This window comes from Prauserella shujinwangii (genome assembly GCF_003001955.1).
Taxonomy (GTDB): domain Bacteria; phylum Actinomycetota; class Actinomycetes; order Mycobacteriales; family Pseudonocardiaceae; genus Qaidamihabitans; species Qaidamihabitans shujinwangii.
Window position 1 is genome coordinate 177,706 of record NZ_PVNH01000009.1, and the last position, 19,464, is coordinate 197,169.

Here is a 19,464-nt window from a genome sequence, read left to right on the forward strand (position 1 = left end):
GCACGGTCACTCGTTCGGTTAGCCTCACCTTATGTCGCTCGCCACGGCCCCCACCGCACCTCCGGGCGCCGTGGCCCCCCAGCGCAAGCCGCCGCACGCCCTGCGTGCCGCGGGCCTGCTCGTGGCCGTCGGCGCGCTCCTGGCCACGGTGCTGCTCAGCGTCTGGCTGGGCTCGAAGGACATCGGGTTCGCCGCGACGTGGGACGTGCTCTGGCACCACGACGGCTCCGACGACGCGCTGATCATCCACTCCTACCGCATCCCGAGGACCCTGCTCGGCGTCCTGGTCGGTGCCGCGCTGGGTGTCGCGGGCGCCCTCATGCAGGCGATCACCCGCAACCCGCTCGCCGAGCCGGGGCTGCTCGGCATCAACATGGGCGCCTCGACGGGCGTGGTGCTCGCCCTCGTCCTGGTCGGCGTGCCCTCGGTGCTCGGCTACGTCTGGTTCGCCTTCCTCGGCGCCGCGCTCGCGTCGGTCGCGGTGTACGTGCTCGGCGCCACCGGACGCGGTGTCGCGACCCCGGAGCGGCTGGTGCTGGCCGGTGCGGCGTTCACCGCGGTGCTCTACGCCGTGAACAGCGGCCTGCTGCTCACCGACCCCGAAGCGCTGGACGAGTACCGGTTCTGGAACGTCGGCTCCCTGGCCGGCCGGTACTACTCCGTGCTGCTGCCGGTGCTGCCGTTCATCGCGGCGGGCCTCCTGCTCGCCCTGCTGCTCACCCGGTCGCTGAACGCGCTCGCGATGGGGGAGGACGTGGGCCGCGCGCTCGGCGCCCACCCCACCCGCACCCGGGTCCTCGGGGCGATCGCGATCACCCTGCTGTGCGGGGCGGCGACCGCCGCGGCGGGGCCCATCGCGTTCGTCGGGCTCGCGGTGCCGCACGTGGCGCGGCTGCTGGTCGGGCCCGACCAGCGCTGGGTGCTGCCGTACTCGCTCGTGCTCTCCCCGATCCTGCTCGTCGGCGCCGACATCCTGGGCCGCGTCGTCGACCCGCCGGGCGAGGTGCAGGTCGGCATCGTCACCGCCGTCGTCGGCGTGCCGGTGTTCATCGCCCTGTGCCGGCGCAGGAAGCTGGCCACGCTGTGAGCGCGCCGGTGACCGGCCGGGTCCTGCGCACCCGGGGTGAGGGACTGTCGCTGCGGGTGGACGGCCGCGCACTCGGCGCGTCGCTCGGCCTCGCGGTGGCGCTGGTCGCGGTGATGCTGGTGACGCTGACCACCGGCGAGTACGAGCTGTCGGTGCCCGAGGTGCTCGCGGCCCTCGTCGGCCAGGGCGACGGCGGGGCGGAGTTCATCGTCGGCACCCTGCGCCTGCCGCGGCTGCTCACCGCGCTGTTCGTGGGCGCCGCGCTCGCGCTGAGCGGGGCGATCCTGCAGAGCCTCTCCGGCAACCCGCTGGGCAGCCCGGACGTCATCGGCTTCACCAACGGTGCCGCGACGGGCGCGCTGCTCGTCATCATCGTGCTCGGCGGCGGCATGACCCAGACCGCGTTCGGCGCCTTCGCCGGTGGCCTCGCCGCCGCGCTGCTGATCTACCTGCTGGCCTTCAAGGGCGGCGTGCAGGGCTTCCGGTTCATCCTCGTCGGCATCGGCATCAGCGCGCTCGCGCTGTCGGTGAACTCCTACCTCGTCACGCGGGCGAGCCTGCACGACGCGGTGGCCGCGCACGCGTGGCTCATCGGCAGCGTCAACGGGAGGGGCTGGGAGCAGGTCGCGGCCGTCGGCGGCACGCTCGCCGTGCTGCTGCCCGTCGCGCTCGGGGCCGCGCGCAGGCTCTCGTTGCTCCAGCTGGGCGACGCCACGGCGACCGCGCTCGGCGTCGGCGTGCAGCGCAGCAGGCTCGTGCTGATCGCCACAAGCGTGCTGCTGGCCGCCGTGGCGACGGCGGCGGCAGGGCCGATCTGGTTCGTCGCGCTCGCCGCGCCGCAGCTCGCGCGGGGGCTGACCCGCGTGGCCGGGCCGGGCCTCGCCTCGTCGGCGCTCATGGGCGGCCTGCTGCTCACGGCGGGAGACCTCGCCGTGCAGCTGCTGTTCCCGACATCCCAGCTGCCGGTGGGCACGGCGACCGGTTGCCTCGGCGGGCTGTACCTGTGCTGGCTGCTGGCCGCGCAATGGCGGAAGGGAAGCTACACGTGACCAGGCTCTACGCGGAGAACCTGACGCTGGCCTACGACGAGCGGACCGTCGCGACCGAGCTGGGCGTGGCCATTCCCGACGACTCGTTCACGGTGATCGTCGGGCCGAACGCGTGCGGGAAGTCGACGCTGCTCAAGGCGCTCGCGCGGATGCTCAAGCCGCGTGGCGGCGCGGTGTACCTCGACGGCAAGGGCATCGGGGAGTACCGGACGCGGGAGGTCGCGCGGCGGCTCGGCCTGCTGCCGCAGACGTCGGTCGCCCCCAGCGGCATCACGGTTGGCGACCTGGTGGCCCGTGGCCGGTACCCGCACCAGCGGATGCTGCGCCAGTGGTCGCGCGCGGACGAGGCCGTGGTGACGGAGGCGATGCGGCTGACCGGCGTGCTGGAGCTGTCCGGCAGGCTGGTGGACGAGCTCTCCGGCGGGCAGCGGCAGCGCGTGTGGCTGGCCATGGTGCTCGCGCAGCAGACGTCGATCCTGCTGCTCGACGAGCCCACGACGTTCCTGGACATCGCCCACCAGGTGGAGGTCCTCGACCTCTGCGCCGACCTGCACGAGCACAAGGGACACACGCTCGTGGCCGTGCTGCACGACCTCAACCAGGCCTGCCGCTACGCCACGCACCTGATCGTCATGCGGCCGGGCGGGCAGATCGCGGCGCAGGGGCGGCCCGGCGAGATCGTGACCGCGGACCTGGTGCGGGAGGTGTTCGGCCTGCCGTGCCGGGTCATCGACGACCCGGAGACCGGCACCCCGCTGATCGTCCCCGCGTCCCGCCGTTCGTCCCCCAAGGCCACCGTGGTCGCGGGAATCGAACGCAGCGGCGCGTAGCGTCTCCATCTGGGTGGCGGTGGGAGACGGGTGGGCGTGACCAAGGTGCCCTTGGGGGACGACTAGAAGACCACGGTGCGGTTGCCGTGCACCAGGACGCGGCTCTCCAGGTGCCACCGCAGGCCGCGGGCGAGCGTGACCTTCTCGATGTCGCGGCCCTTGCGCACCATGTCGGCCACCGAGTCGCCGTGGTCGACGCGGATCACGTCCTGCTCGATGATCGGCCCCGCGTCCAGGTCCGCCGTCACGTAGTGGCACGTCGCACCGACCAGCTTCACGCCCCGCGCGTGCGCCTGGTGGTAGGGCCGCGCTCCGACGAACGACGGCAGGAAGCTGTGGTGGATGTTGATGGCCCTGCCCGCCCAGGCCTCGCACAGCTCGGGCGGCAGGATCTGCATGAACCGCGCCAGCACCACCGCGTGCGGGTCGTGCTCGTCCACCAGCTTGCGGACCTCGGCGAACGCCTCCGCCTTCCCCTCGGTGCCGTGCGCGGGAAACGGCACGTGGTGGAACGGGATCCCGTGCGCGCGGGTGACGTCGGCCAGCACGTCGTGGTTGCCGATCACCGCCCGCACGTCCACGTCCAGTTCGCCGGCGGCCACCCGGCCCAGCAGGTCGTAGAGGCAGTGCCCCTCCTTCGAGACGAGCAGCACCACCCGCGGCCGCTCGGCGGTGTCGTCGATCCGCCAGTCCGACTCCGCGCCCAGCGACCGCGCCACCCCGGCGAAGCGGGCTCGCAGCTCCTCGACGTCGAACGGCAGGGTGTCGGCCCGCACCTCCTGGCGGGTGAAGAACCAGCCCGTATCCAGGTCGGAGTGGTAGGCGGCCTCGACGATCAGGCCACCCGCCTCGGCGAGGAACGACGAGATGCGCGCGATGATGCCGGTGCGGTCGGGGCAGCCGAAGGTGATGACGTAGCGGCGTTCGGACACCAGCGCATTGTCGCCCGGGTGGCCCCGCGGCCGCACAGGCAGGTCCTGGAAGTGTCATGAGTGGCTCGTTACCGACGAGAAGTGTCAGTGACGAGCCACTCATGACATCCGGAGCCGGGGTGCGGCGATCACGGCGCGGCCAGCGGCTCCAGGAGAGCGGCGTCGCCCGTGACGCTCGCCGCGCTCGGCCTGCGCCACACCGCCCGGTACACCGCGTCGGCCGAGCCCTCGACCGTCACGTCCGGTTCGAACGGCTGCTCGGTGTCGGCCAGCCGCGGCGCCTTGCCGGGCAGCAGCCGCAGCGTCCACAATCTCCCGATGTCCTCGGCATGCACGAGCACCGTGCCGTCGGCGGCGAACGCCGACCAGTCCCGCCGCCCCCACACGAGCATGGCCAGCAGCTCGTCGATGCCGTCGCCCGCGAAGGCCGGATCGAACTGCACGGTGCCGCCGCCCCTGGCGAGCTCGGCGTCGATCCGGTGGATCGCCGCCTCGTGCGCCTGCCGCCGCGCCCACGAGCCGACGGTCCGCGTGTAGTTGCCGAACGAAAGCCACGCCGGGGCGTCGGGGCCCGCGGTGAACATCTTGCGCAGTGCCTCCCGCTGTTCCTCCCACCAGGCCAGCAGCGCGTCCCAGTCGTCGGGCGGCGTCCCCGCGCGGACGTTCTCACCGCTCGGATCGGCTCCGGCGGCCACCGTCCAGGAGTGCACCCTGGCGATGTGCCGCACGAGTCTCCGTACTGTCCATTTCGGACAGGAGGGCACCGGGGCATCCGGCCCGGCCGCGATCGCCGCCGCCCGGAGCCCGTCGCTGTGGTCCTCCACTGCCCGCACCAGCGTCGCGTAGTCCACGGCGAGAGAGTATCCGCCGCCCGCCCTCGACGCATCCAGCCACCAGCAGGCCGATCAGGAAGGCCAGCAGCATGCCCTTCATGGGTTCCTCGGCGAAGCGCGCCCCGCCCAGGTAGCCGAGCGCGACGCTGTAGCAGGCCCAGATCGTCACCCCGGCCGCGTCCAGTAACGCGAACCGGCCCGCCGGGAACCGCATGCTGCCCGTGGCGAGGGCCGACGCCACGCGCCCTCCCGGCAGGTAGCGGCCCGCGACGATGAGCACGGTGGCGTGCCGGTGCACCTGGTGCCGGGCCCATTCGTAGCGCCGCTTGCCCCGCTCGTCGCGGGTCAGCCTGCGCAGGGTGCGCGGGCCCGCGGCCCGGCCGAGCCAGTGCCCGAGGCAGTCGCCGGCCAGCGCTCCGGCCGCCGCGACCACCACCAGCAGCGCGAGCCCCCGCACATCCGGCCCGAGCAGCACGGCCATCGTGATCACCGTGCCCTCGCTGGGCATGAACGGCAGCAACGCGTCCAGCCCGGCCACCACGAACAACGCCAGCCACAGCCACGGCGAGTCGAGCGCGCCCCGCAACAGCTCGGTGGCGTCGTTCAGCAGGTCAAACACGGGCAGGCTCCCGGCCGAGCACCGCGTCCCTGGCGAGAGCCGCCAGCTGCCGCCGGTCGCCGGCGGGCGGCAGCGGCTCCCTCGGCCGCACCCGGACGGTGAGGTCGGCGGCCCGCAGCACCCGCCCGACCGAGCGGACGAGGGTGTCGTCGCCGACGAACGCGGCGACCGTGCTCGGCCGCCCACCCTGGGTGTACTCCAGGCTCACCGGCCGCACGGGGGCACCCGCGTCCAGCGCCGCCTGGAACGCGGCCCGCCGGAACGGCCCGCCTGGGGCCGAGCACCACGTGGTGGCCTCGGGAAACACCACGACCGACCGGCCCTCCCGCAGCCGCGCGGCCACGGTCGCGACCGTGGCGGGCAGCGACCGCAGTGCCCAGCGGTCCACGAACAGCGTGCCCTGCGCCGCGGCGACCGGTCCCAGCACCGGCCAGTCGCCGACCTCCCGCTTGGCGAGAAACGCCGCGGGCTCGACCGCCAGCAGGGCCACGATGTCCAGCCACGACACGTGGTTGGCGACGATCAGCGTGCCCGGGCCACCCGGCACGCTCAGCGGTCCGGCGGTGGCGTCGAGCCGGACGTCCAGCGCGTCCAGCACCCGCCTTGCCCGCTCCCGCAACGGCCCGCCGCGCCCGAGGGACACCGCGAGCGCCGAACCGCGTCGCACGGCGTCCATCCTGCTCACCGGAGGTCGACCGTGGGTGACGCAGCGGGGAGAACAGGGTGAACACACGCGGTAGGCGCTCACCGGTCCGCGCCGAGGAGGAAGCGGGCGTAGCGCTCGTCGATCGAGTCCAGCCGCAGCAGTACGAAGAAGTCGGCGACGCCGAACGCCGGATCGTGGGCGGGTGGCCCGCAGACGACCGCACCGAGCCGCAGGTATCCGCGCAGTAGCGGCGGCACGTGGGCGTAGCTGGGCCGCTCGCGGAGCGGGCGCGCCGGCACCCACGGCAGGTGCGGCCGCACCCGCAACTCCGCGGGCGCGGCGTGCCGGGTGTCGGCGAGCTGCCAGGTGGTCGCGGCGGCGCGGCCACCGTCCGCCAGCGGCACCGACGCGCAGCCCGCGAGGTGGGTGTGCCCGCCGAGCAGCGCGTACCTGGCGAGTGCCGACCACATCAGGTTGATCACCGCGCCGCCGCGGTGGTCCGGATGGACGCACGACCGGCCCGCCTCCACCAGGCCGCCCCGCAGCCCGGCCAGCGCCGAGACGTCGAACTCGCCCGCCGAGTACAGCCGCTCGGTGCGGCCCGGTGGCAGCAGCCGGTACGTGCCGACCACCGCACCGGTCGGCTGGTGCTCGACGATCAGGTGGTCGCAGAACTCGTCGAAGTCGTCGGAGTCCAGCCCGCCCGCGATGCGAGCGCCGAGCTCACCGGCGAACACCGAGTACCGCAGCCGCTGGGCCGCGCGGATCTGGCCCGGCGTGTGAGCTATCGAGACCGTGTAGGCATGCGTGGGTACCTCGGCCAGCGTTGCCATGAGGGTGCTCCGTCCTTGCCGTGGAATGTCGTTCGCTCCTACCCGGGTACGAACGACACTCGCAGGACTGGACCACCGATGGCTACTGTCGAAGGGCAATATCCGGGGCAACTCCGGGAGAGGTCAGGGGAACCCCTACCGGCAGCCCCGACTCACCCCGGTGCCACGCACTCCCAGGGCACGGTCAGCTCGCCGCGGCGCCAGTGATCGCGGCGCCCGCGCACCGGCCAGCCGCGCTCGGCGAGCAGGCGCACCGACTCCGTCCACCGTGCCCTCGGCCCGAAGGCGCCGAACGGGGCCGCCTTCGCCCAGCATCCGTCCAGAGCGGACAGTAAAGCATGCACGCGCTCGCCGGGGATGTTGCGGTGGATGAGCGCCTTCGGCAGCCGCTCCGCCACAGTGGACGGTCGAACCAGGGACGCGGGACGCACCGAGAGCGTCAGCGAGCGCGGGCCCGCGTGCGACACGGTGATCCACGAGCACAGCCTGCCGATCTCGTCGCACGTCCCCTCGACCAGCAACCCGCCGGGCACGATGCGGCTCAGCATCGCCTCCCACGCGGGGGCGACGTCCGCCTCGCCGTACTGGCGCAGCACGTTGAACGCGCGCACCAGCACGGGCCTGCTGCCACCCAGTTCGAAGCCGCCCCTGCGGAACTCCAGCCGGGGCGGGTCCGCGGCGTGCCGTGCGGCGTCGACCCGCTCGGGATCCAGCTCCAGACCCAGCACCCGCACCCCGGGATGTGCCACGCCCAGCCGCCGCGCGAGCTCCACCGTCGTCACCGGGGACGCGCCGTAACCCAGATCGACGACCAGCGGGCTCGGGTGCGCCGCGAGGACGCGCCGCACCTCGGCGGCGGTGGTGAGCCAGCGATCGATCCGGCGCAGCCGGTTGGGGTTGGTGGTGCCGCGGGTGGGCGTTCCGATCAGCCGCGCCCGAGCCACGACGCCGTGAACTCGGCCTCACGCTCGAGCAGGCCGGTGACCTGGTCGGCGATGATGCCCTCCAGCTTGCCCCCGACGAGGGGGATACGGACCTTGGCCTCGCCGCGGGTGCGCTGCACGCTGCCCGTGCCCTCCGCGGTCAGCTCCGTGCGGGCGGTGATCTCACCGGGGATACCGGTCACGTGGGCGCTGATCGTGCCGGTGTACCGCTCGCCGGACCCGGACCAGGTGTGCACCCGCCGCACCACGAGGTCACCCTGGTGCACCGTGCGCACCACCTGGGGCAGCTTCTCGGCGGGCACCCCCTGCAACAGCACGTACCGCACGCCGTCCGGGGTCTCCTCGTGCTCCTCCAGCCGCGCGTTCACACCGCCGACCTCGGCCAGCCGCGCCCGCAGCGCGGCCGGATCCGACTGCGCGGCCAGCACGTCGGCGACGCCGTGCGCGAACGTCGCGTGGTGCTCGATACGGGATGCCATGCCCCGGACAGTACCGTTACGTGCCGTGAGCGCTGTCGAAACGTCCACCCAGGAGGCCCTGCGCGGGTACACGACGCTGCGGCTCGGCGGCCCGGCGCGCCGGTTCGTCGTGGCCGGGACCACAGCGGAGCTGGTCTCGGTCGTCCGGGAGCTGGACGCGGCAGGCGAGCCGGTGCTGCTGCTCGGCGGCGGCTCCAACCTCGTGGTCGCCGACGCGGGCTTCCCGGGCACCGTGGTGCGGATCGCCACCACCGAGCGCGACGGCTGGGACGTGGCGGCGGGCCGGGACTGGGACGGCTTCGTGGCCGAGACCGTCGCGGCGGGCCACGGCGGGCTGGAGTGCCTGTCCGGCATCCCCGGCTCGGTCGGGGCGACGCCGATCCAGAACGTCGGCGCGTACGGCTGCGAGATCAGCGAGGTGCTGCACTCGATCCGGCTCTACGACCGGCGTGCGGGCGAGGTGCGCACGCTGACGGCCGCCGAGCTCGGCTTCGGCTACCGCACCAGCGTGCTCAAGGGCACGGACACGGGCGTGGTGCTCAGCGTGCGGTTCGCGCTGCACGACGACGGGCTGTCCGCGCCGATCCGGTACGCGGAGCTGGCGCGCACGCTGGGGGTCGAGATCGGTGCCCGGGTGCCCGTCGCGGAGGCCAGGGAGGCCGTGCTGCGGCTGCGCCGGGGCAAGGGCATGGTGCTCGACGCCGCCGACCACGACACGTGGAGCGCGGGCTCGTTCTTCACCAACCCGGTGGTGCCCGACGGCGAGCTGGCGGACGTGCTCGCACGGATCGCCGACGTGGTGGGCGAGGACGTGCCGGTGCCGCGGTACCCGGCGCGGGACGGGGTGAAGCTGTCGGCGGCGTGGCTCATCGAGCGGGCCGGGTTCGCGAAGGGGCATCAGGGCCCCGGCGGGCGGGTGTCGCTGTCGACGAAGCACACGCTGGCGCTCACCAACCGCGGCTCGGCGACCACGGCCGACCTGCTGGCGCTGGCGAGGGAGGTCCGGGACGGCGTGCTCGCCCGGTTCGGCGTCCGCCTCGTCCCGGAACCCCTCCTCGTCAACTGCGCCCTCTAGCCGCCCACCCACTCGCGGCGACTTCCCCAATGTGGCATTCGGTGCGCTGGCCGCACCCAATGTGGCATTCGGTGCGTTGAACGCAACCAACGCCACATTGGGGAAGTCGGGGCCGGGGGATGTCACTCGCGGTGGAACCGGCTTCCGTTGTACTGGGCGCGCGGCTTGAGCACGATCTGGTCCAGGTTGACGTGCGAGGGCCGCGTCGCGGCGAACGCGATCACCTCGGCGACGTCGTCCGCGGTCAGCGGCTGCAGCCCCTGGTACACCTTCGCCGCCCGCTCGCTGTCGCCCCCGAACCGGTTCAGGGAGAAGTCCGTCTCCACCATCCCGGGCACGATCTCGGTGAGCCGCAGCGGGTCACCGAGGTGTTCCGAGCGCAGCGTCTGGTGCAGCGCCGCCTGCGCGTGCTTCGCCGAGGTGTAGCCGGAGCCGTTGTCGTAGACCTCGTGCCCGGCGATCGACGTCACAGTGATCACGTGCCCGTCCCCGGACGCGAGCAGCGTGGGCAGCAACGCCTTGGTCACCCGCAGCGTGCCGAGCACGTTCGTCTCCCACATCCAGCGCCAGTTCGCCTCGTCGGCGTCCACCACGCGCTCCAGGCCACGCGCGCCACCGGCGTTGTTGACGAGCACGTGGCATTCTGGAATGTGCTCCGCGAACGAGGCAACGGAGTCCGCGTCCGTGACGTCCAGTGGGAGTGCGGTCCCGGAGAGCTCGTCGGCCAGCGCTTGCAGCCGGTCGTGCCTGCGCGCGCCGAGAACGACGTGGAAGCCGGCCTTGGCCAGGGCCCGGGCGGTGGCCGCGCCGATGCCGGCGCTGGCTCCGGTGATGACAGCGGTTCGGGTGCTCATGGCATGCATGCTGCCAGGTAATGTCGAGCTGCTCACGAGCGGTTTGGCGTGGGTGTACGGGAGGTTGAAGGGTGATCGAACGGCGTACGGTCTTCAGAGCCGCGCTGGGAGCCGGTTCCGCCGGGCTGCTCGCCGCGTGTTCCGGCGGCACCACGGCCGGTACCCCGCACGCTGATCCGGCGCAGCTCCCACCCGAGGCGACGATCAGCGTGGACCCGGCCGTGGACGCGCAGGACGTCCCGGTCCTCCAGCCGGTCAAGGTCACGGCCAAGGACGGCGCGCTGACGGAGGTGGCGCTCACCAACGCCGACGGCGGCGCGGTGAAAGGCGAGTTCAACGCCGACCGCACCGAGTGGACGAGCACCGAGCCGCTCGGCTACGGCAGGACCTACACGTACTCGGCCAAGGCCAAGGGCGGCGACAACAAGGTCGCCGAGCTCACCGGCAGCTTCGGCACGGTGACGCCGGCCAGGGAGGTCAGGGCCACGCTGAACCCGATCGACGACGCGCAGGTGGGTGTCGCCATGCCGATCAGCGTCAAGTTCGCGGAGGCGATCAGCGACCGCGCCGCGGCTCAGCGGGCGCTGAAGGTCGAGACGACCCCCGAGGTCGAGGGCGCGTGGGCGTGGCTGTCCGACCGCCAGGTCGACTGGCGGCCCAAGGAGTACTGGCCCGCGGGCACCCAGGTGAACGTCACCGCGAAGCTGTACGGCGTGCACTACGGCGGCGGCGCCTACGGCAAGGCCGACGTCACCACGAGGTTCACGATCGGCCGCAACCAGGTCGTCAAGATCCACACTCCCGACCACCGCATGCGCGTCTACCGCGACGGCACCGAGTTCGCCAACTACCCGTGCAGCAACGGCCGCGACGACGACCCGAACCTGAACACGCCCAACGGCACCGTGATCGTCATGACCAAGGAGCCGACCTCGATCTTCGACAACGAGCGCTACGGCTACACCAACGTCAAGAAGAAGTGGTGCTGCCGGATCTCCAACCACGGTGAGTACATCCACGAGAACGAGGAGAACCGCGCCAACATCGGCAAGAAGAACACCTCGCACGGGTGCGTGAACCTCTTCGAGGCCGATGCGAAGGCCTACTTCGACTCGGCGCTGATCGGCGATCCGGTGGAGGTCACCGGTTCGAAGGCGTCGTTCCCGACGACGTCCGACGTGATGGACTGGCTGCTGGACTGGGAGACCTGGAAGTCGAAGTCGGCGCTGTAGCCGCTCGTGAGTGGGAAACGTGGTTCTCACCACGTTCTTCACTCACGAGCCCGGAGCGGGAGAGACGCGAGCGAGTGAGAACGGAAGTGGTGGGCGCCGGCGGCGCCCGGATCGGCGTGCGCGTGGAAGGCAACGAGGCGGCGCCCGCCATCGTGTTCGTCCACGGCTGGGCCCAGTCGGCGAAGGCGTGGGACCGCCAGTTCGCCGACCCGGAGCTGCGCAGGCGGTTCCGGATGGTGGCGCTCGATCTGCGCGGGCACGGTGCCTCGGACGTGCCCGCGGGCGGTTACGACGACCCGGAGACGTGGGCGGGCGACCTCGCGGCCGTGCTCGGCCTCGCCGGTGAGCCCGCCGTGGTGGTCGGCTGGTCGTACGGCGGGCTGGTGATCGCCGACTACCTGCGCGTGCGTGGCACGGCGGGGCTGGCGGGGATCGTGCTGGTCGGCGCGATCACCGAGATCGGGCGGGGCCGTGCGGGCGGCCGCGTCGGCCCCGCGATGCGCGGCGCGTTGCCGGACGCGCTCTCCGCGGACCTCGACGTCGCCCTGCCCGCGCTGACCGGCCTGGCCAGGGGCATGGCCGCACGGGAGCTGCCCGGTCCGACGGCGCAGTCGCTGCTGGGCGCCAGCCTCGCGGTGCCGCCCTCGGTGCGGGGTGCCCTGTTCCGCCGGGAGGTCGACAGCGCCGAGGTGCTCGCCGCCGTGGACGTGCCCACGCTCGTGCTGCACGGCACGGAGGACGCGGTCGTCGACGTCACCGCGGGCGAGTACGCGGCCGGGAAGATACCCGGGTGCGCGACGCGTTGGTGGGAGGGTGTAGGCCATTTGCCGTTCGTCGAGGCCGCATCCGAGTTCGACGCGACGTTGCTGCGGTTCGCCGGGGAGCGGGCTACCGGCGCGTGAGCAGAAAGGTGGTTCGGTGACGATCTCCTTGCACCGGCGGGCGAGGCAGCCGCGCCGGGTGGCGGTGATGTCGGTGCACACCTCGCCCCTGGAGCAGCCGGGCAGGGGAGATGCCGGTGGGATGAACGTCTACATCACGCAGACGGCGGTGGAGATGGCCCGCCGTGGCGTGAGCGTGGAGGTGTTCACCCGCGCCACGTCGTCGGACCAGCCGCCGGTGGCCGAGCTGGCGCCGGGGGTGCTCGTGCGGCACCTCCCCGCGGGCCCGTTCGAGCCGCTGGGCAGGCACGAGCTGCCCGCCCAGCTGTGCGCGTTCACCTCGGGTGTGCTGCGCACCGAGGCGTTCCACGAGCCGGGCCACTACGACCTGATCCACTCGCACTACTGGCTCTCCGGACAGGTCGGCTGGCTGGCCAGGGACCGGTGGGGCGTGCCGCTGGTGCACACCGCGCACACGCTGGCGAAGGTGAAGAACGCCGCGCTGGCCCACGGCGACACGCCGGAGCCGAGGACCCGCGTGATCGGCGAGGAACAGGTGGTCGCCGAGGCCGACCGGCTCGTCGCCAACACCGACGTGGAGGCGAGGGAGCTGGTGGACCTCTACGACGCCGACCCGGCCGCGGTGCAGACCGTCTCGCCGGGGGTGGATCTCGACCGGTTCGCACCCGGCTCCCGGGCGGCCGCGCGGGCCGCGCTGGGGTTGCCCGCCGACGCGGTCGTGCTCGCGTTCGTCGGCCGGATCCAGCCGTTGAAGGCGCCCGACGTCCTGCTGCGTGCGGCGGCGGAGCTGGTGCGCGAGCGGCCGGAGCTGCGGGAGCGGCTGGTGGTGCTGGTGGCGGGCGGACCTTCCGGTTCCGGTCTGGAACAGCCGGAGGCGCTGCGGGAGCTGGCCGGTTCGCTCGGCATCGCCGGATCGACACGGTTCCTGCCGCCACAGGCGGGGGAGGCGCTGGTGGACGTCTACCGGTCCGCCGACGTGGTGGCGGTGCCCAGCTACAACGAGTCATTCGGGCTGGTCGCACTGGAGGCGCAGGCGTGCGGCACGCCGGTGGTGGCCGCCGAGGTGGGTGGCCTGCCGGTGGCGGTGGCGCACGGCGAGTCGGGCCTGCTCGTGCCCTCGCACCGCGCCGGCGACTGGGCGGGCGCGCTGGCCCATGTGGCGTTGAACCCGGGACGGCGGGCGGAGCTGGCCGCGAGCGCGGTGCGGCACGCGGCGCGGTTCTCGTGGGAGCGCACCACGGACGCGCTGCTGGCGGCGTACGCGGAGGCGATGCGGGACTTCCGCGACACGGCACTGGAGGTGGCGGTGTGAGCCTCGACGACGTGATCTCCTCGGCGCTGGATTCCGCGGAGCTGACCTACGACCGCAAGGGCGACGGTGTGTACTTCGTCACGTTGCCCGGCACGAAGAAGCTGCAGACGAACTGCTGGCTGGTGGCGCGGGAGCACTCGTTCGCGGTGGAGGCGTTCGTGTGCCGCCGTCCGGACGAGGCGCACGAGGACGTCTACCGGTTCCTGCTGCGCCGCAACGCGAAGCTCTACGGCGTGCACTACACGATCGACGACGCGGGGGACATCTACCTGGTCGGCCGGTTCGGGCTGGACACGGTGACCGAGGCGGAGCTGGACAAGCTCCTCGGGCAGGTGCTCGAGGCGGCGGACGGGGACTTCAACACGCTGCTGGAGCTGGGCTTCGCGTCGTCGATCCGGCGGGAGTGGGAATGGCGGGTCTCGCGGGGCGAGTCGCTGGCCAACCTGCGGGCGTTCCGGCACCTGGTGGAGCCCGCCTCCCCGCACGAGCCAGGCTCCCTCACCACCGACGGAAACTAACCGGCCAACCGCGCCGGAGCCCGAACCACACTGACGAACCGGCGCTGGTCACCCCCGGCCAGACCACCGGCGTACCGGGCCAGCCGGTGCTGGTTGCTCCTGGCCGGACCACCGGCGTACCGGGCCAGCCGGTGCTGGTTGCTCCTGGCCGGACCACCGGCGTACCGGGCCAGCCGGTGCTGGTTGCTCCTGGCCGGACCACCGGCGTACCGGGCCAGCCGGTGCTGGTTGCTCCTGGCCGGACCACCGGCGTACCGGGCCAGCCGGTGCTGGTTGCTCCTGGCCGGACCACCGGCGTACCGGGCCAGCCGGTGCTGGTCACCCCCGGCCAGACCACGCCGCCAAGGCGAGGAGCCCGCACCGTGGGGGTCTGGGGGCTCGGCCCCCAGAAACAATGGCGGAGCCCCGTGGTGCGCGCTTTCCGCGCACAGGGGGAGCGGAGGGCGGAGCGGAGCGGCTCGAGGGAGGGGGGAGTCGCGAACTCGAGCCGCCCCGCTGACGTTCCCGCCGCATGGACCCGGTGGCGAGGGGGATGCCAACGGGGCCGGCGGGTCGCAGCTCGGCAGGGGGGAGACGAGCTGCGCCTGTGCCCGCTTTCGGTCGGGGAGTGCGTGGTTGCCGGCCGAGCGGGTTGATAGCCAACTTGTCAGACTCGGGTCAGTAATCACAAGGCTACTCATTACTCCTTTCGAGTGAACTTGCTGTCAATCGTTAACGCAATGCGACCTGGTTAACCCGGCCGAAATCTTGTTGGCAGAGTGCTTAGCGAACGAGTGATCTGCGTTACCTCCCCCGGGAAACTTTGAGTAGAGCCGCTGGCCGCGGGGTTCGTTCGCAACCGTCTCTGGCAGGCTGAACGGCATGGCCGAACTTGGGACCCTGGTGCTGCTGCGACACGGGCAGAGCACGTGGAACGCGGAAAACCTGTTCACGGGCTGGGTGGACGTCCCGCTGTCCGAGCTGGGCGAAGCCGAGGCGCGCCGCGGCGGCGAGCTGCTCGCCGAGACCGGGCTGCTGCCGGACGTGGTGCACACGTCGCTGCTGCGGCGGGCCATCTCGACGGCGAACATCGCGCTCGACGTCGCCGACCGGCACTGGATCGACGTGCGCCGTGACTGGCGGCTCAACGAGCGGCACTACGGCGCCCTCCAGGGCAAGAACAAGAAGCAGACGATGGAGGAGTTCGGCGAGGAGCAGTTCATGCTGTGGCGCCGCTCCTACGACACCCCGCCGCCGCCCATCGAGCCGGGCAGCGAGTTCAGCCAGGACGCCGACGCACGGTACGCCGGTCTCGGCGCGGAGATGCCCCGCACCGAATGCCTGAAGGACGTGGTGGCGCGGCTGCTGCCGTACTGGGACTCGGCGATCGTGCCGGACCTGCGGGCGGGCCGCACGGTGCTGGTCGCGGCGCACGGCAACTCGCTGCGCGCGCTGGTCAAGCACCTCGACGGCGTCTCCGACGAGGCGATCGCGGGACTGAACATCCCGACGGGCATCCCGCTGCGCTACGACCTGGACGCCGACCTGAGGCCGGTCAACCCGGGCGGTACCTACCTCGACCCGGACGCGGCGAAGGAGGCGGCCGCGGCGGTGGCCAACCAGGGCCGCTGAGCGCCGCCGCGCGCCGTCAGACCAGGCCGAGCTCCCTCGCCCGGATCCCGGCCTGGAACCGGGAGGTCGCGCCGAGGGCGGCCATCAGCTCCGCCACCCGGCGCCGGTACGTCCGCAGGCCCATGCCGAGTCTGCGGGCGGCCGTCTCGTCCTTGCACCCGGAGCCGAGCAGGTCGAGGATCCGCGGCGCGAGCAGCCGGATCTCGGCGAACCTCGATTCGTACACCGCGAGCTCGGTGGCGCCGCGCCAGGCCGCCTCGAACAGCGAGCACACGCCCTGCACCACCTCGGGCACGGTGACGACGCTGTAGCCCCGCACACCGGCCGCGAGGTCACCGGCGAGGATGGCCAGCCGCCGGTCGAGGATGATCGTCTCGTTGATCTCCTCGGCGGTGATCCGGATGTCCGCGCCCGCTTCCGCGACCTCCCGCAGGTGCCGCGCGGTCGCGGGGTCGAGCAGCACGCCGGGCCGGTAGATCTTGCGCACCCGCAGGGTCGCGGGGTGCCGCGCCGTGCCGGATCGTCGCCGCCGGGCGGCCGCCCACGTGTGGAGGTCGTTCGCCGCGCACGCGACCTCACCGGCCGTGGCGAACAGGTGCGCCGTCCGTTCGAACAGCTCCTCCTCGCCGCGCACCACCACGGCGTCCCCGGTGTCTCGCACCGGTCCAGTCTGGCCAGGCGGCGGCGCGCTCGGCAACGTGTGGCAGCAAGCTGCCGTTCGTGGCGGTCCCCGGCCGGGCCGGGCGAGGCTGGTGCCATGACAGTCACGACCACGAACAACGCAGGCACCGGCCCCGCGGGCGCGGCGGGCACCTGGCGGCTCGGCGACCGCACCGTCAACCGGCTCGGCTTCGGCACCATGCGGCTGCCGCAGGACTCCGGCTGGCGCCCGCGCGACCGCGAGCAGGCCGTTGCCGTCCTGCGCCGGGCCGTCGAGCTCGGCGTGAACCACCTCGACACGGCCGCGTTCTACTTCTCGCCGTCCCGGTCGGCCAACGAGCTGGTCAACACCGCGCTGCGCGGGCACTACGACGAACTGGTGATCGGTACGAAGGTCGGGCCCGGCCGGGACCCGTCCGGAGACTGGCTGCCCGAGGCCCGGCCCGAGCAGCTGCGCGGGCAGGTCGAGGAGAACCTGCGCCAGCTTGGCCGGGATCACCTGGACCTGGTGAACCTGCGCATCGGCGCGGCGCTCGAGCGGGGCACCGGGTCGCTGGCCGACCGGTTCGGAGTGCTCGCCGAGCTGCGGGAAGAGGGCCTGATCCGGCACCTGGGGCTCTCCAACGTGGGTCCCGAGCACCTCGCCGAGGCGCAGGCGATCGCGCCGGTCGTGTGCGTGCAGAACCAGTACGCCCTCGGCAACCGCGCCGACGACGCGCTGGTCGACCTGTGCGCCGAGCAGGGCATCGCCTTCGTCCCGTTCTTCGCGATCCAGTCGGGCACCACGGACGAGCGGGTGACCGCCCTCGCCGAGACGCACGGTGTCTCCCCGGCGCAGATCCTGCTCGCGTGGAGTCTGCACCGGGGACCGCACGTGCTGGCGATCCCGGGCACCGGCGACCCGGCCCACCTCGAGGAGAACGTGGCCGCTGCCGGCATACGACTCTCCGCGCAGGACATGGCCACGTTGAACTCGATCGAATGAGCTGTTCTTGCAGGTAGATCGACGGAGAGCGACGACCAAGTAAACTTGCCTTGAAGTGGCGGCGAACAAGACACCTGAAGGTGTCACGGCCATCACGACAACGCCGCCAGGACTAGGCCAATGGGCTACCTCGATGCTTACGATTCCCCCGTGACCGCGCCCGCAGCACTCGCTCTGGCCATCGGCGCGCTGGTGGCCGGTGCGGTGATCGGTTTCGTGCTCGCCCGCGGCCGGTCGGCGGGCACGCGGGGCGTGCCGGCCGGGCCCACGGTGGCCGACCTGCTGGAACGCATCGTCCGGTCGTCGAACAACGGGGTGCTCGTCCTCAACCGGTTCGGCGACATGGTGCTGCACAACCGGCGAGCCGAGGCGCTCGGCCTGGTCCAGAACGGGCAGGCCGACGCCAGGGCCCGCAAGGCCGCCGAGCAGGTGGTGGAGACGGCCGAGCCCGCCGAGATCGACCTCTCGCCGCTGGCCGTCCGGGGCAGGGGCCCCGAGGCCGTGCTCGGCGAGGTGCGGCCGCTCGGCGACGGCTTCACCGTCGTGGAGGCCGTGGACCACTCCGACGCGGTGCGGCTGGAGGCGACCCGGCGGGACTTCGTCGCCAACGTCAGCCACGAGCTCAAGACCCCCGTCGGCGCGATCGCACTGCTCGCGGAGGCCGTGCTGGACGCGGCCGAGGACACCGACGAGGTGCGCCGCTTCGGCGAGAAGATCCTCCGCGAGTCCACCCGGCTCGGGAAGCTGGTCACCGAACTGATCGCGCTGTCGCGCCTGCAGGGCGCCGAGCGGCTGCCCGATCTCAACGTCGTCGAGGTCGACGCCGTCGTGCGCGAGGCACTCGGCCGCACGAAGCTCGCGGCCGAGTCGGCGAACATCTCGGTGGCCACCGACGACCCCAGCGGGCTGCTCGTCGAGGGCGACCGCACGCTGCTGGTCACCGCGCTGTCGAACCTGCTGGAGAACGCGGTCGCCTACTCCCCGGAGGGCAGCCCGGTGTCGATCAGCAGGCGGCTGGTGGACGGCTACGTCGAGATCGCCGTCACCGACCGCGGCATCGGCATCGCCAAGGACGAACAGCAGCGGGTGTTCGAGCGGTTCTACCGCGTCGACAAGGCCCGTTCGCGGGTCACCGGCGGCACCGGTCTCGGCCTCGCCATCGTCAAGCACGTCGCCGCCAATCACGGCGGCGAGGTGAAGCTGTGGAGCAGCCCGGGCACCGGTTCCACGTTCACGTTGCGCATCCCCGCGCACGCCGGACCCGAACGGCAGCAGCAGGCCCCCGCCCCCCGGCGCGAGGAGACCCCCGCGCCGCTGGTGGCGACCTCTGGAGAGAGCACCGAACAGGGAGGAACACCGTGACGAGGGTGCTGATCGTCGAGGACGAGGAGTCGTTCGCCGACCCGCTGGCCTTCCTGTTGCGCAAGGAGGGATTCACCACCGCCGTCGCCACCGACGGCCAGCAGGCGCTGGAGGAGTTCGACCGCAACGGCGCCGACATCGTCCTGCTCGACCTGATGCTGCCGGGTATGAGCGGCACCGACGTGTGCAAGCAGCTGCGGCAGCGCGCCTCGGTGCCGGTGATCATGGTGACGGCGCGGGACAGCGAGATCGACAAGGTGGTCGGGCTCGAGCTGGGGGCCGACGACTACGTCACCAAGCCGTACTCGGCGCGCGAGCTGATCGCCCGGGTCCGGGCCGTGCTGCGCCGCGGCGGGGAGAACGGCGGTTCCGAGGGCGACCTCGCGCCGCCGGTGCTGGCGGCCGGGCCGGTCCGGATGGACGTGGAGCGGCACGTCGTGACGGTCGACGGCACCGAGGTCTCGTTGCCGCTGAAGGAGTTCGACCTGCTCGAGTACCTGCTGCGCAACGTGGGCCGGGTGCTCACCAGGGCGCAGCTCATCGACCGGGTGTGGGGCGCGGACTACGTGGGCGACACCAAGACGCTCGACGTGCACGTCAAGCGCCTGCGCTCCAAGATCGAACCCGATCCCGGCTCGCCGAGACACCTCGTGACGGTGCGTGGGCTCGGCTACAAGTTCGAAACGTAGTCCGCGCGCCGG

At 72.6% G+C, this 19,464-nt stretch carries 21 protein-coding genes and 1 pseudogene; 12 read left to right on the plus strand and 10 right to left on the minus strand.

Annotated elements, in window-relative coordinates:
• Window positions 1–31: 31 nt before the first annotated feature.
• The 3 genes from B0I33_RS30225 to B0I33_RS21885 are packed head-to-tail and all read left to right on the plus strand — an operon-like array spanning window position 32 to window position 2,966.
• Window positions 32–1,087, plus strand: coding sequence for a FecCD family ABC transporter permease (locus tag B0I33_RS30225; RefSeq protein WP_106180712.1), 1,056 nt, complete (start codon window positions 32–34; stop codon window positions 1,085–1,087).
• The gene (locus tag B0I33_RS30230; RefSeq protein WP_245900923.1) at window positions 1,084–2,136 is read left to right on the plus strand and encodes a FecCD family ABC transporter permease; all 1,053 of its coding nucleotides are present in this window, start codon (window positions 1,084–1,086) and stop codon (window positions 2,134–2,136) included. The genes B0I33_RS30225 and B0I33_RS30230 overlap by 4 nt, the downstream gene beginning before the upstream one ends.
• Entirely contained in the window at window positions 2,133–2,966 is an 834-nt protein-coding gene (locus B0I33_RS21885) for an ABC transporter ATP-binding protein (protein ID WP_425440511.1), read from the plus strand. Before B0I33_RS30230 ends, B0I33_RS21885 begins: the two co-directional genes overlap by 4 nt.
• A 62-nt stretch (window positions 2,967–3,028) precedes the next feature.
• On the opposite strand, the gene purU is transcribed toward B0I33_RS21885, so the two are convergent.
• The 7 genes and pseudogenes from purU to B0I33_RS21920 all read right to left on the minus strand — a co-directional run bounded on the left by purU (window position 3,029) and on the right by B0I33_RS21920 (window position 8,252).
• Window positions 3,029–3,898: a formyltetrahydrofolate deformylase gene (purU, locus tag B0I33_RS21890; protein ID WP_106180857.1), complete on the minus strand. Its 870-nt coding sequence runs from the start codon at window positions 3,896–3,898 to the stop codon at window positions 3,029–3,031.
• A gap of 128 nt (window positions 3,899–4,026) precedes the next feature.
• A pseudogene (locus tag B0I33_RS21895) lies at window positions 4,027–4,668 on the minus strand (maleylpyruvate isomerase family mycothiol-dependent enzyme); the annotation flags it as partial.
• The gene (locus tag B0I33_RS21900) at window positions 4,565–5,350 is read right to left on the minus strand and encodes a DedA family protein (RefSeq protein ID WP_245900925.1); all 786 of its coding nucleotides are present in this window, start codon (window positions 5,348–5,350) and stop codon (window positions 4,565–4,567) included. The gene B0I33_RS21900 and the pseudogene B0I33_RS21895, both read right to left, overlap by 104 nt.
• Window positions 5,343–6,026, minus strand: coding sequence for a lysophospholipid acyltransferase family protein (locus tag B0I33_RS21905; RefSeq protein ID WP_106180716.1), 684 nt, complete (start codon window positions 6,024–6,026; stop codon window positions 5,343–5,345). The genes B0I33_RS21900 and B0I33_RS21905 overlap by 8 nt, the downstream gene beginning before the upstream one ends.
• 68 nt (window positions 6,027–6,094) lie before the next feature.
• Window positions 6,095–6,829 carry a GNAT family N-acetyltransferase gene (locus B0I33_RS21910; protein ID WP_106180717.1) on the minus strand — a complete coding sequence of 245 codons (735 nt, stop codon included), beginning with the start codon at window positions 6,827–6,829 and terminating at the stop codon, window positions 6,095–6,097.
• A gap of 152 nt (window positions 6,830–6,981) precedes the next feature.
• On the minus strand, window positions 6,982–7,773 hold the full coding sequence (locus tag B0I33_RS21915; RefSeq protein ID WP_106180718.1) for a class I SAM-dependent methyltransferase: 792 nt from the start codon (window positions 7,771–7,773) through the stop codon (window positions 6,982–6,984).
• A complete protein-coding gene (locus B0I33_RS21920; RefSeq protein WP_106180719.1) occupies window positions 7,755–8,252 on the minus strand; it encodes a DUF2505 domain-containing protein in 498 nt (165 codons plus the stop codon). The genes B0I33_RS21915 and B0I33_RS21920 overlap by 19 nt, the downstream gene beginning before the upstream one ends.
• Window positions 8,253–8,277: 25 nt before the next feature.
• Between B0I33_RS21920 and B0I33_RS21925 the strand changes: the two genes are divergently transcribed.
• Window positions 8,278–9,327, plus strand: coding sequence for a UDP-N-acetylmuramate dehydrogenase (locus tag B0I33_RS21925; RefSeq protein ID WP_106180720.1), 1,050 nt, complete (start codon window positions 8,278–8,280; stop codon window positions 9,325–9,327).
• Between the two features lie 122 nt (window positions 9,328–9,449).
• On the opposite strand, the gene B0I33_RS21930 is transcribed toward B0I33_RS21925, so the two are convergent.
• On the minus strand, window positions 9,450–10,181 hold the full coding sequence (locus tag B0I33_RS21930) for an SDR family NAD(P)-dependent oxidoreductase (protein WP_106180721.1): 732 nt from the start codon (window positions 10,179–10,181) through the stop codon (window positions 9,450–9,452).
• A gap of 71 nt (window positions 10,182–10,252) precedes the next feature.
• Between B0I33_RS21930 and B0I33_RS21935 the strand changes: the two genes are divergently transcribed.
• From B0I33_RS21935 to B0I33_RS21950, 4 genes are all read left to right on the plus strand, one after another.
• Window positions 10,253–11,413, plus strand: a complete 1,161-nt coding sequence (locus B0I33_RS21935; RefSeq protein ID WP_106180722.1) for a L,D-transpeptidase — start codon at window positions 10,253–10,255, stop codon at window positions 11,411–11,413.
• A gap of 74 nt (window positions 11,414–11,487) precedes the next feature.
• A complete protein-coding gene (locus tag B0I33_RS21940; RefSeq protein ID WP_106180723.1) occupies window positions 11,488–12,315 on the plus strand; it encodes an alpha/beta fold hydrolase in 828 nt (275 codons plus the stop codon).
• Window positions 12,316–12,331: 16 nt separating this feature from the next.
• Window positions 12,332–13,627 carry a D-inositol-3-phosphate glycosyltransferase gene (mshA, locus tag B0I33_RS21945; RefSeq protein ID WP_106180724.1) on the plus strand — a complete coding sequence of 432 codons (1,296 nt, stop codon included), beginning with the start codon at window positions 12,332–12,334 and terminating at the stop codon, window positions 13,625–13,627.
• Window positions 13,624–14,145, plus strand: coding sequence for a type III secretion system chaperone family protein (locus tag B0I33_RS21950; RefSeq protein WP_106180725.1), 522 nt, complete (start codon window positions 13,624–13,626; stop codon window positions 14,143–14,145). Before mshA ends, B0I33_RS21950 begins: the two co-directional genes overlap by 4 nt.
• Here the strand turns inward: B0I33_RS21950 and B0I33_RS21955 are convergent.
• A complete protein-coding gene (locus B0I33_RS21955; RefSeq protein WP_106180726.1) occupies window positions 14,142–14,540 on the minus strand; it encodes a hypothetical protein in 399 nt (132 codons plus the stop codon). The two genes, B0I33_RS21950 and B0I33_RS21955, sit on opposite strands and share 4 nt — an antisense overlap.
• Before the next feature lie 466 nt (window positions 14,541–15,006).
• On the opposite strand from B0I33_RS21955, the gene B0I33_RS21960 reads away from it, so the two are divergent.
• Window positions 15,007–15,756 carry a phosphoglyceromutase gene (locus B0I33_RS21960; RefSeq protein WP_106180727.1) on the plus strand — a complete coding sequence of 250 codons (750 nt, stop codon included), beginning with the start codon at window positions 15,007–15,009 and terminating at the stop codon, window positions 15,754–15,756.
• A 16-nt stretch (window positions 15,757–15,772) separates the two neighbouring features.
• Here B0I33_RS21960 and B0I33_RS21965 read toward each other — a convergent pair whose 3' ends face one another.
• A complete protein-coding gene (locus B0I33_RS21965; protein WP_106180728.1) occupies window positions 15,773–16,417 on the minus strand; it encodes a helix-turn-helix domain-containing protein in 645 nt (214 codons plus the stop codon).
• A 96-nt stretch (window positions 16,418–16,513) separates the two neighbouring features.
• Here B0I33_RS21965 and B0I33_RS21970 point away from each other — a divergent pair, with 96 nt between their 5' ends.
• The 3 genes from B0I33_RS21970 to B0I33_RS21980 all read left to right on the plus strand — a co-directional run bounded on the left by B0I33_RS21970 (window position 16,514) and on the right by B0I33_RS21980 (window position 19,452).
• A complete protein-coding gene (locus B0I33_RS21970; protein WP_106180729.1) occupies window positions 16,514–17,401 on the plus strand; it encodes an oxidoreductase in 888 nt (295 codons plus the stop codon).
• Window positions 17,402–17,551: 150 nt separating this feature from the next.
• Window positions 17,552–18,763: a sensor histidine kinase gene (locus B0I33_RS21975; RefSeq protein ID WP_281259453.1), complete on the plus strand. Its 1,212-nt coding sequence runs from the start codon at window positions 17,552–17,554 to the stop codon at window positions 18,761–18,763.
• Window positions 18,760–19,452 (plus strand): response regulator transcription factor, encoded by a 693-nt coding sequence (locus B0I33_RS21980; RefSeq protein ID WP_106180730.1) that lies wholly within the window; start codon window positions 18,760–18,762, stop codon window positions 19,450–19,452. Before B0I33_RS21975 ends, B0I33_RS21980 begins: the two co-directional genes overlap by 4 nt.
• Window positions 19,453–19,464: the final 12 nt, after the last annotated feature.

Excerpts from the sequence above, each read along its gene's own strand:
- B0I33_RS30225 (WP_106180712.1), top strand. The coding sequence starts at position 32 with ATGTCGCTCGCCACGGCCCCCACCGCACCTCCGGGCGCCGTGGCCCCC.
- B0I33_RS21960 (WP_106180727.1), top strand. The coding sequence starts at position 15,007 with ATGGCCGAACTTGGGACCCTGGTGCTGCTGCGACACGGGCAGAGCACG.
- B0I33_RS21905 (WP_106180716.1), bottom strand. The coding sequence starts at position 6,026 with ATGGACGCCGTGCGACGCGGTTCGGCGCTCGCGGTGTCCCTCGGGCGC.
- B0I33_RS21910 (WP_106180717.1), bottom strand. The coding sequence starts at position 6,829 with ATGGCAACGCTGGCCGAGGTACCCACGCATGCCTACACGGTCTCGATA.
- B0I33_RS21930 (WP_106180721.1), bottom strand. The coding sequence starts at position 10,181 with ATGAGCACCCGAACCGCTGTCATCACCGGAGCCAGCGCCGGCATCGGC.
- B0I33_RS21970 (WP_106180729.1), top strand. The coding sequence starts at position 16,514 with ATGACAGTCACGACCACGAACAACGCAGGCACCGGCCCCGCGGGCGCG.
- B0I33_RS21920 (WP_106180719.1), bottom strand. The coding sequence starts at position 8,252 with ATGGCATCCCGTATCGAGCACCACGCGACGTTCGCGCACGGCGTCGCC.